Source organism: Aeromonas sp. LsrichE-8G, from assembly GCF_022869435.1.
In the GTDB taxonomy this organism is placed as follows: domain Bacteria; phylum Pseudomonadota; class Gammaproteobacteria; order Enterobacterales; family Aeromonadaceae; genus Aeromonas; species Aeromonas caviae.
Window position 1 is genome coordinate 14,796 of the sequence record NZ_JALIHH010000213.1, and the last position, 12,540, is coordinate 27,335.

The following is a 12,540-nucleotide window of genomic DNA, read 5'->3' on the forward strand; positions in this document are numbered from 1 at the left end:
TTCAGGAGAAATCCATGCCATCCCTCGCTTCATCCCACTGCCACCACCCCGTCGTCCACGAAGGGAATCCCCTGGCCGAACAGAAGACCCGCTGGGCCGTGCTGCTCACCGTCGTCATGATGGTGGCGGAGATCGGTGGTGGCTGGTTCTACAACTCCATGGCGCTGCTGGCCGACGGCTGGCACATGAGCTCCCATGCCCTGGCCCTCGGCCTCTCGGTGCTGGCCTATCGCGCAGCCCGCCACTTTGCGCGGGATCACAGGTTCAGCTTTGGTACCTGGAAGATAGAGGTGCTGGGGGGCTTCAGCAGCGCCCTGCTACTGGTGGGGGTGGCGGGGTTGATGCTGTTCGAGTCGGTGACCAGGTTGCTGGACCCCAGCCCCATCCATTATCAGCAGGCGATCGGCATTGCCCTGCTGGGCCTGCTGGTGAATCTGGCCTGTGCCTGGCTGCTCAGGGACGATCACGGCCATCACCATGGTCACGACCACCATCACGGTCATCACGACCACTCGCACGATCACCACCACGGCCATCAGGATCTCAACCTGCGCGCCGCCTACCTCCACGTGCTGGCGGATGCGGCCACCTCGGTGCTGGCGATTCTGGCGCTGGTGGGAGGCATGTTGTGGGGGGCGGACTGGCTGGATCCCCTGATGGGCATCGCCGGGGCCGTGCTGGTGGCGGTGTGGGCCAGGGGGCTGCTGCGTGATACCGGGCGTGTCTTGCTGGATGCGGAGATGGATGCGCCGCTGGTGGACGAGATCCGCGAGGTGATCGCCGAGCTGCCTGGCGCCGAGATCCGCGATCTGCACGTCTGGCGGGTGGGGCAGATGCAGTATGCCGCCGCGATGTCGTTGCAGATGGCGACCCCGGTCCCGGCACAGGCGATCCGCGAGCGCCTCGCCATCCACGAGGAGCTGGTGCACCTGACCATCGAAGTGTCTGCCGACTGACGCCCCTGGCGGGGGTCAGCGGGGAGGCTCGCTCCCCTGATCCTGCCAGAGGGAGCCCAGCATCAGCCTCAGCAGCAGTCCCGGCGGGTCGTCGAGCAGGCGGCCCGGCTCCAGCAGCAGGTGGCCGTCGGCACGAAAGCCCAGGCTGGCGTGAACCTTGCCTTCCTCGCCACACACCTGGAGGAGGCCGTTCAGGGAACCCCCCTCGCCGGGTTGACAGCGCAGCCGCAGCTCCCGTGGTTCCCCCAGCAGGGTGAAGGCGCGGGCGAGGGGCGGGCTCTCTTCATAATCCGGCCAGTTGAAGAAGTGATAGCGTTCGGCGAGCACGCCGGCCTGCTGGCAGAACTGATCGAACAACTGGGCAATGCCCTGATACTCCTGGTCCAGCCGCCTGGCCTGCTCCTCAATCCGTTTCATCACCAAGCCCCCTCTATCCATTTGATTGGACATTGATTTCGTCACTCGCTCCCCTCTTCACGCTGGTATGGGCCGAAAGCGGTGCCAGGTCTGTGAGCGCGATCGAGTTTTCGTTATGAAAACGTTATCTTGTTGATGCGGATTGGTTTTTTTTGCCCATCCGCTCACATTTACGGCAATTCCCGCTGATTAATATGACACCGCTCGGCAATGACCGGGTACTCGGATATCGAGACTAACTACAGCGGGAATTATAAAAAAATGGATATGAAAAAGACCAAAGTGGCGCTGGTAACAGCCTCACTGCTCGCGCTTTTGTCAGGCTGTAACGACAACAGTTCTTCCTCTTCTACCCCCACCCCCCAGGATGAGCCCGTCGCTCGTCTTCCCAACGTCCAGCCCCCGGCCGAGCTGCTGACGGCCGGTCCCGACGAGGCCGTGATCGCCCTGGTCGATACCCAGAGCAGCGCGGCACGCGGGGTCACCGGCCCGTTCGCCAACCACAGCTTGCACCTGTGGAACAACGACGCCTGCAACGCGACGGCCGAGAGCGGCCTCAACAGCAGCTGGGATGACAAGAGCAAGACGCCGTCCGAGGCGGACAGCTTCGGCCCGGCCTGGGTCGTGCCGCTCAGCAAGATGGAAGGCTGCATCAACTTCATCGCCCGCAACGGCGATCTCGCGAACCTGACCGGCAGCGACATGAAGGTGGTCTTCAGCGATCACCCGGATCGCACCGTGGCCATAGTGGCGGGCAAGAGTGAGATCTTCGGCAGCCGGGCCGAGGCCTTCACCGCCGCCTTCGGCGTGGCGGGGGCCAGCGCCCACCTGATCGACGACAACACCCTGATTTGGCAAGGGGGCAAGGACAAGCCCTATGTGCGCCTCTACTACACAGAGTCAGGCACCATCACCGCAAACAGCGAGGGTGTATTCGATTTTCCCTACCTCAAGCTGACCCCAACCAGCCTGACCGAAGAGCAGCAGGCCAAATACCCGCACCTCAAGGATGCCGCCGCCTTCGCCCTGCCTGCGGGGAAAGATCTCAAGCCCCTCCTCAAGGGTGAGCTGGTCGCCATCGGGACCGATGCGGACGGCATCCTGCAGGGGGCGACCCTGGTGCAGAGTGCCGGTGCCCTCGATGCCCTTTACAGCGAAGCGGCTACCAAGCTGGCCTACGGCGCCGTGGTGGAGGGAGGCAATGTCACCTTCCGGCTCTGGGCACCGACTGCCAAGTCGGTCAAGCTGGCGCTGTTCGACGAGCAGCACAAGTCGCTTGGCGAGCGCGCCATGACTCTGGACGAGGCCAGCGGCAGCTGGAGCGTGCAGGGGGGCAGCGATCTTGTCGGCAAATACTACCGCTACGACATTCAGGTCTATCACCCGGTCAGCCGCAAGCTGGAATCCTATCAGGTGACCGACCCCTACTCCTTGAGCCTGGCGATGAACTCCGAGTTCAGCCAGGTGGTGGATCTCGACGATCCGGCCCTCAAGCCGGAAGGCTGGGACAGCCTCAAGGCGCCCCACAGCCAGAAGAACCCCGCCGACATCACCATCTATGAGGCCCACGTCCGGGATCTGACCGGCAACGACGAGTCGACGCCGGTGGATCACCGCGGCAAGTTCCTCGGGCTGACCGACAGCGACAGCGTGCCCGTCACCCACCTGAAATCCCTGGCCAAGAGCGGCGTCAGCCACCTGCACCTGCTGCCGGTGTTCGACATCGCCACCGTCAACGAGGATCCGGCCAAGGTGGCCAACATCGGTGATGACTTCAGCAAGCTGTGCGAGGTCAATCCCGAGGTCAAGAACTCCAGGTTTGCCAGCCACTGTGGTGGCGGCGAGACCATCGAAGCCGTGCTCGGTGATCTGCAAGCCAGCGACAGCAAGGAAAACCCCGTGGTGCAGGAGCTGTACGGCTATCTGCGCGGGGTGGACTCCTTCAACTGGGGCTATGACCCCTACCACTACACCACCCCGGAAGGCTCCTACGCCACCAATGCGGAGGGGACGACCCGGATCAAGGAGTTCCGCGAGATGGTGCAGGCCATCAAGCAGAACATCGGCATGAACGTGGTGATGGACGTGGTCTACAACCACACCAACGAAGCGGGTCTCGGTTCCAAATCCGTGCTCGACAAGATTGTGCCCTGGTACTACCAGCGCCTCAATCCGGAGACCGGTTCGGTGGAAAACTCCACCTGCTGCTCCAACACGGCGCCGGAACACGCCATGTTCGCCAAGCTGATGGATGACTCTCTGGTCACCTGGGCGCGGGACTACAAGATCGATGCCTTCCGCTTCGACCTCATGGGCCATCACCCGAAAGATCAGATGGTGCAGGCCCTGGCCGAGGTGAAGAAGGTCAATCCGGACATGTACTTCTACGGCGAGGGGTGGAACTTCGGCGAGGTACAGGATGACAAGCGCTTCGTACAGGCGACCCAGAAGCACCTGGCCGGTACCGGCATCGGCTCCTTCTCCGACCGGCTGCGTGATGCGGTGCGCGGCGGCAGCCCGTTCGACGGCGGCGAAGCCATTCGCAAGACCCAGGGCTTTGGCAACGGCGCCCTGGTGGATGCCAACGAGCTGGACGGCGTCGATCTCGCCACCGCCCTGCATCAGTCCGATCTGGTGCGCCTCGGCATGGCGGGCAACCTCAAGGAGTTCGTGCTGACCGACAAGGACGGCATTCCGAAGAAAGGCTCCGACATCGACTACAACGGTCAACCGGCGGGCTATGCCCAGGATCCGACCGAAGTGCAGAACTATGTCGACAAGCACGACAACCAGACTCTGTTCGACAACCTGGTGTACAAGGCACCCGCCGGGGCCGACCTGGTGCGGATGCAGGGGGTCTCTCTGGCGACCGCCATGCTGGGTCAGGGCATTCCCTTCACCCACGCGGGTGTCGAACTGCTGCGCTCCAAGTCCATGGAGCGGGACAGCTACGACTCCGGTGACTGGTACAACCGGGTCGATTACACCCTTGGCGACAACAACTTCGACAAGGGCTTGCCGCGCAAGGACAAGGACGAGGCCAACTACGAGCTGATCGAGCAGGTGCTCGGCCAGCACGCCAAGCCGGGTTCGGCCGAGATGCATCAGATGGTGAACTTCTACCAGGAGCTCTCCGAACTGCGTCAATCCTCTCGTCTGCTGCGTCTTGGCAGCGGCGCCGAGGTGATCAAGCGGGTCGACTTCCGCAACACCGGCCCTGAGCAGATCCCGGGTCTCATCGTGATGAGCGTGGATGACGGGGTGGGCGCCGGTGCGGATCTGGATCCGGCCATCGACGGCCTGGTGGTGATGATCAACGCCACCAATCAGCCCCAGAGCATCGGCGATTTCCGTGACGGCAAGGATCAGCCCATCGATCTGACCGGCATGGTCCTGAGCGGTGCCCACCGTGACTCCGACAGCATCGCCAGCGGGGCGGCCAATGACAGCGGTCAGCTGACCCTTGGCGCCTGGTCGGCGGCGGTGTTCGTCAAGCCGCAGAGCGGTGCCCAGGGCGCGGGGCTGCCGGTGAGCAAGAAGACGGATCTGAGCACCTTGCCTCCCTTCGGTGACACCGAGGTGTTCGTGCGCGGTTTCCTGAATCAGTGGGATCCGGTCAACAAGATGAACTTCAGTGGTAACTTCACCTATGAGTTCACCACCGAGGTGACGGCGGATCAGCTGGGGTCGACCCAGGTGAAGATCGCTGGCAACGAGTGGAGCGGCCCCGTCAATTACGGCAAGTGCAGCGATACCGACCAGCTTGCGACCGGCCAGGTCAATACGCTCTGTGCCAATGGCGGGGATCTGCCGTTCAACGTGGAGAAGGCTGGCACCTACAAGTTTGTCTTCACCGCCATGAACAAGGACAAGCCCACCCTGAGCGTCAGCTACACCGAACCGGCGCAGAGCTGCAAGGTGCTGGATACCGTCGCGGGCAATCCGCTCGGCTTCCCGCTCTATGTGCGCGGCAGTCTGAGCGACTGGAACGCCCAGCCGGCCTACCAGCTGAGCTACAAGGGGATGGAAGGCAACCTCGCCATCTATCAGGCCGCCTTCAACTACGCGGGCAGCTTTGACTTCAAGTTTGCCAACGACGATGGCAACTGGAGCAAGCAGTTCTTCGTGAAGGATGCCGGTGGCACCCTGATCGCACTGGAGCCCGAGCAGGTTTACCCGCTCCAGCACGGCGACGGTGGCATGGGCAACAACAGCATCACGCTGGAACAGGGTCTGTGGAGCTTCCTGGTGAAGGTTGACCCGACCCAGACTTCCGGCGAGGTGGGCAGCGTCATCATCCAGGAGTGCAGCGCCAAGTAAGTCTTTCCCATCGAGCCCGGGGCTGGCTCGGCAGCCCCGGGTTGAATTCCGCCTTGCCAAGGGCGGGATAACACCGAGAGAGTAAGCAAAGCGCGACTGCCGACCGGCAGCCGCGCTTTTTCTTTGCTCGTGGGCGAGGCAATAAAAAAGCCGCCCCATTGGAGCGGCTGTTGGTTGTACCGTTAACGGCCGGCCTAGCGTTTTCGCAGCAGGCGCAGGGCGTTGGCGGTGACCAGGGCGGTGGCGCCGGTGTCGGCCAGCACCGCAATCCACAGGCCGGTGATGCCGAGCAGGCTGGTGACCAGGAAGATGGCCTTGAGCCCCAGCGCCAGCGCGATGTTCTGGTGGATGTTGGCCAGCGCCGCGCGGGAGAGCCGGATCATGGCGGCGACCCCGCCGAGCTGGTTGTGGGTCAGCGCCGCATCGGCGGTTTCCAGCGCCACGTCGGTGCCGCCTCCCATGGCGATGCCGATGCTCGCCCGCTTCATGGCCGGGGCGTCGTTGATGCCGTCGCCGATCATCGCGACCTTTTGCGTCAGACCGAGCTTGGCGATCTCATCGACCTTGCCCTCCGGCAGCAGGCCGGCGCGCCAGCCCATGCCGAGCTCGGTGGCGATCGCCTCGGCGGCGCGGGGGTTGTCCCCGGTCAGCATGATGCTCTTGAGACCAAGCTGGTTGAGCTCTTGCAGCGCCGCAGCCGCCTCCGGCCGGATCTGGTCGCGCAGGGCCAGCAGGGCGGCCGGGGCGGCGTCAGGCTGACCGAGCACCACCACTGTCTTGCCTTGCTGCTCCAGGGTGGCGACCCGGGCCTGTATCGCGGCATCCAGGGTGGCGACCCGGCTCGGTGCCAGCAGCTGCCAGAGGGTGCCGTCGATGCGACCTTCCACGCCCATGCCGGGCAGGGCGCGCAGCGCCTGGGCCGCGGCGAGGCTGAGGCCCCGTTCGCTGGCCGCGGTCACCACGGCGCGGGCCAGCGGGTGGTGGGAGCCCTGCTCGATGGCTGCCGCCAGCGCCAGCAGTTCGGCCTCCGGCTGGCCATTGAGGCTCACCAGTTCGGTCAGCTGCGGCTTGCCCAGGGTCAGGGTGCCGGTCTTGTCAAAGGCCAGGGTATCGATGTGGGCCAACCGCTCCAGCGCTGCGCCCCCCTTGATGAGGGCTCCCTGCCGGGTGGCTGCCGCCAGCGCCGAGGTGACCGCCGCCGGGGTGGAGATGACCAGGGCGCAGGGGCAACCGATCAGCAGCAGCGCCAGCCCGCGATAGACCCACTCGTCCCAGCTCTGGCCGAAGGCGAGCGGCGGTACCAGCACCACCAGCAGGGCGACCAGCATCATGGCCGGGGTATACCAGCGGCTGAAGCGGTCGATGAAGCGCTCGATGGGGGCGCGCTGGGTCTCGGCCTCTTCGATGAGATGCAGGATACGGTCGATGGCGTTGTTGCCGGGCTCGGACACCACCTCGAGGCGCAGCACCCGATCCGCCGCCAGGCTGCCAGCGGGGACCTTGTCACCCCGGCGGCGCTCCACCGGGATGGATTCGCCGGTCAGGGCGCTCTCGTCAAAGGCGCCGAGGGGGTCGAGCAGGCGGGCATCGGCGGCCAGGCGGGCGCCTGGGGCGATTTCGATGATGTCACCGGGGCGCAGCTCATCGGCGCCGACCTCTTCGCGCACCTCGCCCTCGGCAGTGGTGCGGATGCGCAGCGCCTTGTCGGGCACCAGCGCCATCAGGGCGGTGACCCCGGCGCGGGCGCGGCCGGCGGCGTAGGCCTCCAGATGTTCACCCAGCATGAACAGCAGCAGCACCATGGCCGCTTCGGCGGTTTCGCCGAGGAACAGGGCCCCCACGGCGGCGACCGTCATCAGGGTCTCGATGGCGAAGGGGGAGCCGCTTCTGGTCAGTGCCCACGCCTTGCGGGCGACGGGCCACAGCCCCCAGAGGGTGGCCAGGGTAAAGAGCGGCTGACCGATCTGGGCCGGCAACAGGGCCGCCATCCCCATCAAGCCGGCGAGCGACAGGGGCTGCCAGTATTTGCCGAGCAGGTTACTGACCCTCTGCATCTGCGGGCTGCGGCCCGGTTCGCTGCGAGCCGTGTTCTGAGCGCCTCCTTTGAGCTGGAAGCCGGCGGCCAGCACGGCGGCGGTAACGGGGTCGGGGGAGAGGCCGGGGGCCAGATCCACCACCAGCTTCTCGGTGGCAAACAGCACCCGAGCCTGCTGTACGCCCTCCACCCGGCTGACGGCGGTCTCTATCTTGCGGGCACAGCTGGGACAATCCATGCCCAGCACCTGCCAGCTATGGCGGCGGCTGTTTTGCTCGGGGGTAGCCAGCGGCGGCTCGGTCGCGGCGGTCGTGTGGGCGTGCCCCTGCTCATGATGATCGTGGTCGTGGGCTGTGTCGGTGGCGCAAGCGCCTCTGGGGAGCTCTTCATCACCCGGGCCGTCTGCGCCACTTTGCCCCTGATGATCGTGGCGGGTCGGGTTGGCGACGCCACTGGCCTGTGCCCCGTTGTCGCAGCAGTGGCTGGTGTGGCTGTGCCCGGCCTGTGGGGTGGCGGCCTTGCTGACGGCCTTGATGGGGGCGGCGGCGTGTTGATGGCTGCAGCAGGATTTGCTCATGATGCGTTCCTCTTGAGGGATCCCGCCCCTGCGGGATCCTGGATGACTGCGCCGAGTGTAAACCTTGGTGTAAAGTCCAAGGTCAAGCCCTCTTCTCCTCTTTGTTCGGGGCCATGACAGTGGCCGCTGATTTGCCCCTGGAGCAGGAGGGACGCAAAGGGATGCCAAATCCCTTTCATTAGCGGGTGTTTGTCATCCCGTGGCGGGCCTATACTGGGGACCCTGGATCCCACATCAATCATCAAGGACCTAACATGAGCAATACCGTCACCCTGCAAGGCAACCCCGTCTCCGTCTCCGGCCACTTCCCCGTTGCCGGTGAGCAGGCCAAGCCCTTCTCCCTGGTTGCTGGCGATCTGTCCGATGCGACCCTGGCGACCTTCGCCGGCAAGCGCAAGATCCTGAACATCTTCCCGAGCGTCGACACCCCGACCTGCGCCACTTCCGTGCGCAAGTTCAACGAGCAGGCAAGCGCCCTGAACAACACCGTCGTGCTGTGCATCTCTGCCGACCTGCCGTTCGCCCAGGCCCGTTTCTGCGGCGCCGAGGGTCTGGACAAGGTGGTGAACCTCTCCACCCTGCGCGGTGTCTCCTTCCTGCAGGACTACGGCGTGGCCTTCTCCTCCGGCCCGCTGGTGGGTCTGGCTGCCCGTGCCATCGTGGTACTGGATGAGCACGACAAGGTGCTGCACAGCGAGCTGGTGGCCGAAGTCGCCGACGAGCCGAACTACGCCGCCGCCCTGGCCGTTCTGTAAGTCGCGCCACAGGCTGATTGCCTGACGGCCTGCTCCGTTCACACGGGGCAGGCCGTTTTTATTGCGCTCCCGAACCTTTTACTTATGGGGTGGGTCTGGCTAGACTTCGCCTCCACATCCTCGTTCAGCCTGTATCTGCGATCCCCATGACGTTTGACGAACTCGCCCTTGACCCCGCCCTGTTGCCCCTGCTGCCCGCAGCGCTGGAAAAACCGACCTCCATTCAGCAGCTAGCCATTCCTGCTGCCTTGTCAGGACGGGATCTGCTTGCCCTGGCCAGGACCGGCAGTGGCAAGACCCTGGCATTCGGCCTGCCGCTGCTGCAGAGGCTGGACGCAGCCAGCGACCGGGTACAGGGATTGGTACTGGTCCCCACCCGGGAGCTGGCAAGCCAGGTGAGCGCCGCCCTTCAGGAGATTGCCGACGGGTTGGGGGTGCGCCTTCTGACCCTGTGTGGCGGGGTGGCCCAGGAGTGGCAGGAGCGGGAACTGGCTCTCGGCCCCCAACTGCTGGTGGCGACACCCGGACGGTTGCGAGACTTGCTGGCCCAGCAGGCGCTGGGGCTGGGTGCCCTGCGCATGCTGGTGCTGGATGAGGCGGATCGCCTGCTGGAGATGGGGTTCTGGCCCGATATCCAGTGGCTGATGAAGGCGATGCCGGAGGCGCGGCAGCAGATGCTCTTCTCCGCCACCTTGCCGGTCGAGCTGGAGAGCCTGGCCTCGGGCCTGCTGCAGGATCCGGTGCGCATCGAGGCCGAGCCGCTCAACAGCCTGGTGAGCGACATCGAGGAGCGGCTCTATCTGGTCAACAGGAGCAGCAAGGTGCCTGCGCTGATCGCTCTGCTGGAGGCCGGAGAGTGGCCCCAGGTGCTGGTCTTCATCAGTGCCAGGGACGACGCGGACGGGGTGGCCAAGAAACTCGCCAGGGCTGGCATGACGGTGGCAGCCCTGCACGGAAACAAGGATCAGGCCACGCGGAAGCAGGCGCTGGCGGATTTCAAGGAGGGCAGGGTGCGGGTGCTGGTGGCCACGGACCTGATGGCGCGCGGCATCCACGTGGAGGCATTGCCGGTGGTGATCAATCTGGATCTGCCGGAGCATGCGCCCGTCTACGTGCATCGTATCGGTCGTACCGCCCGTGCCGGGCAGAGCGGTCTGGCCATCTCCCTTACCTGCCACGGGGATGGGGAGGCGCTCGAGGGGATCCGGGCCCTGACCGGTCGCCCCCTGCCCCTGGCGGCGCTGGCAGGTTTCCCGGTGACCGACAAACCCGCCAGCGGGGAGAGCAAACGGGCGCCAAGAGACAAGCAGGCGAACCGTCGCACCCAGGGCAAGCGCAGCATCAAGCAGTTCAAGGGCAAATCCTGAGACGGACTTCTTGCCCCCGGCGGGAGCCTGTCGTCGTGAAGGAGAGGAGAGATCGGCAGCGCGCCCGGGGGCGCGCCAAACTACACGGCAAGGGGGTCAGTCGTGGAACTGGTTGATCAGGCGGGAGAGGTTTTGCAACCGCTCCACCAGCAGGGTGATGCCATCGAGGGCTTGACGGCTGTTGTCCGCGGTGTGGCTCGCCAGTTGGTGGATCTGGTGGATCCCCTGATCCAGGGTGCTGGTGACATCCGCCTGCTGGCTCACCGCCTGGGCTATCTCGTCGCTGGTGTGGGTCACCCGGGCCAGCATCCGGTTGATCTGGTCGAGCACCTCGGCGGTGGCCCCCATGTGCTGCTGGCAGAGCACTGATGTCTGGGCCCCCTGCTCCATGCCATCGGACAGTTGCCGGGTGCTCTGTTGCAGCGCCCCTATCATGTCGCTTATCTCGCCGGTGGAGCTGCGGGTCTTCTGGGCCAGGGCCCGTATCTCGTCGGCCACCACCGCAAAGCCGCGCCCCTGTTCACCGGCCCGTGCCGCCTCGATGGCCGCATTGAGGGAGAGCAGGTTGGTCTGATCCGCAATCTGCCCGATCACCTCCAGAATGCCGTTGATCTTCTGGCTGTCCTGGGTCAGACGCGCCAGCACGCCCTGGCTGGCGTCCAGCTCCTGATGAAGCCTGTCGACCGAATCCCGGGTGGTGGCCAGCGCCTGCTGGCCACTGGCGGACACCTGCTGGACCTCGCCCACCAGCGCATTGGCCTGGTGGGCATTGTCAGCCACATCACGGATGGACTGGCTCATCTGGGTGATGGCCGCCGCCAGTTGCTCGCTCTGGGCCCGCTGCTGTTGCAGGTGAGTGTCTATGGTCTGGATATGCCCCCTGTCATCCTCCGCCGCCTGCAGGATCTGCTGGTTGGTGTCCGCGCTGCGACCTACCACGGCGCGCAGCTCCGCCTTCTTCATGCGCAGCAGCAGTTCAAGGGCGGCCAGGCTGTCCTGACGCCTGGCATAGAGTACCTGGCAAAGGGCGCTGCCCTGCTCCTCGCCCGCCATGGCCAGCAGTCTGGCCAGCCGCCGTTGCAGATGCCAGCCATGCCCCATCTGGGCCAGCAAGCAGAGCAGGGTGATGACTCCCCACCCCGGCTGGCCGGTGACCAGACTGGCCCCCATGCCGAGCAGGGCGGTGCCAGAGAGCAGCAGACACAGCTGCCCCGGCTCCAGGGTCAGCCGGGTCAGCCAGGGCAGTGCCTTGCCGTCACGGATCCGGGCATAGAGCTGCTCTGCCCAGGCGATGTCGTGATCCTGGGGACGGGTGCGGACAGACTGGTATTCGATGATTTGCTGCTGATCGTTGAGGATCGGCGTGACGTAGGCGTTGACCCAGTAGAACTGACCACTCTTGGCGCGGTTCTTTACCAGCCCCATCCAGCTCTTTCCTTGTTGCAGGCGGCGCCACATGTCGGCGAACGCGGCCTTGGGCATGTCGGGGTGGCGGACCAGATTGTGGGGCTCCCCTTCCATTTCGGTCGCGCTGTAGCCCGCCACATCGCAAAAGTGCTGGTTGGCATAAGTGATGTGACTGGCGGGATCCGTGGTCGAGATCAGTGATATGTGATCGGGGAAACGGATCTCCCCTTCGTGCCGGGTTGTGGTCATGTGCGCATCCTGAATGAGCCAAGTAACTGATAAATTTGTTTTTATTTTTTGTGACTGTTACGGCGTCATTGTAGATGCGGACTGTTACACCACCTTGGCTTGGGTCAATAAATCAACACGGGAAAGGCTGAAAAAAGTCGTAGATGGCGGCTCAGCCGCGGGGAGTGAAGTCGTGGATCTCCCCCGTCCTCGGCTTGAAGCGGGGGTCATTGTCTTCTGCGCTGGCGACCCAGGCCATGGCTTGGCAGAAACTCTCCTGCTTGGCGAAGGCATCCCGGGCCTGATCGATGGCTCGTTCGGCATTGCGCCGCTCCATCTTGCTGGCCTTGCGGTCGCTGAACTGCTTCTGCTGGCTCAACATCCATTCGAGGAAGGCCTGGCGGCATTCGGTTTCATCGGCGGCCTTGGCGGGAAGGGCAACAAACAGGGCAATCAGGAGCAGAGCACGCATGGCAGG

The 12,540-nt window shown here is 64.8% G+C and carries 8 protein-coding genes; 4 read left to right on the forward strand and 4 right to left on the reverse strand.

Annotated features, from left to right (window positions below; genetic code table 11):
• Positions 1–14: 14 nt before the first annotated feature.
• Positions 15–956, forward strand: coding sequence for a CDF family Co(II)/Ni(II) efflux transporter DmeF (gene dmeF, locus MUW49_RS18835; RefSeq protein ID WP_244813084.1), 942 nt, complete (start codon positions 15–17; stop codon positions 954–956).
• A 15-nt stretch (positions 957–971) separates the two neighbouring features.
• On the opposite strand, the gene MUW49_RS18840 is transcribed toward dmeF, so the two are convergent.
• Positions 972–1,373: a hypothetical protein gene (locus tag MUW49_RS18840; RefSeq protein WP_042014589.1), complete on the reverse strand. Its 402-nt coding sequence runs from the start codon at positions 1,371–1,373 to the stop codon at positions 972–974.
• Between the two features lie 261 nt (positions 1,374–1,634).
• Here MUW49_RS18840 and pulA point away from each other — a divergent pair, with 261 nt between their 5' ends.
• Complete coding sequence (gene pulA, locus MUW49_RS18845; RefSeq protein ID WP_113978339.1) at positions 1,635–5,693, forward strand: pullulanase-type alpha-1,6-glucosidase; 4,059 nt, start codon at positions 1,635–1,637, stop codon at positions 5,691–5,693.
• Positions 5,694–5,887: 194 nt separating this feature from the next.
• Here pulA and MUW49_RS18850 read toward each other — a convergent pair whose 3' ends face one another.
• Positions 5,888–8,305 carry a zinc/cadmium/mercury/lead-transporting ATPase gene (locus tag MUW49_RS18850; protein ID WP_113978337.1) on the reverse strand — a complete coding sequence of 806 codons (2,418 nt, stop codon included), beginning with the start codon at positions 8,303–8,305 and terminating at the stop codon, positions 5,888–5,890.
• 254 nt (positions 8,306–8,559) lie between these two features.
• Between MUW49_RS18850 and tpx the strand changes: the two genes are divergently transcribed.
• Together tpx and MUW49_RS18860 are read left to right on the forward strand one after the other, a co-directional pair.
• A complete protein-coding gene (tpx, locus tag MUW49_RS18855) occupies positions 8,560–9,060 on the forward strand; it encodes a thiol peroxidase (protein WP_010672853.1) in 501 nt (166 codons plus the stop codon).
• A gap of 146 nt (positions 9,061–9,206) precedes the next feature.
• Complete coding sequence (locus tag MUW49_RS18860) at positions 9,207–10,427, forward strand: DEAD/DEAH box helicase (protein WP_244813085.1); 1,221 nt, start codon at positions 9,207–9,209, stop codon at positions 10,425–10,427.
• Positions 10,428–10,523: 96 nt separating this feature from the next.
• On the opposite strand, the gene MUW49_RS18865 is transcribed toward MUW49_RS18860, so the two are convergent.
• Both MUW49_RS18865 and MUW49_RS18870 read right to left on the reverse strand, forming a co-directional pair.
• Positions 10,524–12,083 (reverse strand): PAS domain-containing methyl-accepting chemotaxis protein, encoded by a 1,560-nt coding sequence (locus MUW49_RS18865; protein WP_042864414.1) that lies wholly within the window; start codon positions 12,081–12,083, stop codon positions 10,524–10,526.
• 151 nt (positions 12,084–12,234) lie between these two features.
• Positions 12,235–12,534: a hypothetical protein gene (locus tag MUW49_RS18870; RefSeq protein ID WP_010672856.1), complete on the reverse strand. Its 300-nt coding sequence runs from the start codon at positions 12,532–12,534 to the stop codon at positions 12,235–12,237.
• Positions 12,535–12,540 lie beyond the last annotated feature (6 nt).

Coding starts and splice junctions, on each gene's coding strand:
- dmeF (WP_244813084.1), top strand. CDS start 15: ATGCCATCCCTCGCTTCATCCCACTGCCACCACCCCGTCGTCCACGAA.
- MUW49_RS18840 (WP_042014589.1), bottom strand. CDS start 1,373: ATGAAACGGATTGAGGAGCAGGCCAGGCGGCTGGACCAGGAGTATCAG.
- pulA (WP_113978339.1), top strand. CDS start 1,635: ATGGATATGAAAAAGACCAAAGTGGCGCTGGTAACAGCCTCACTGCTC.
- MUW49_RS18850 (WP_113978337.1), bottom strand. CDS start 8,305: ATGAGCAAATCCTGCTGCAGCCATCAACACGCCGCCGCCCCCATCAAG.
- tpx (WP_010672853.1), top strand. CDS start 8,560: ATGAGCAATACCGTCACCCTGCAAGGCAACCCCGTCTCCGTCTCCGGC.
- MUW49_RS18860 (WP_244813085.1), top strand. CDS start 9,207: ATGACGTTTGACGAACTCGCCCTTGACCCCGCCCTGTTGCCCCTGCTG.
- MUW49_RS18865 (WP_042864414.1), bottom strand. CDS start 12,083: ATGACCACAACCCGGCACGAAGGGGAGATCCGTTTCCCCGATCACATA.
- MUW49_RS18870 (WP_010672856.1), bottom strand. CDS start 12,534: ATGCGTGCTCTGCTCCTGATTGCCCTGTTTGTTGCCCTTCCCGCCAAG.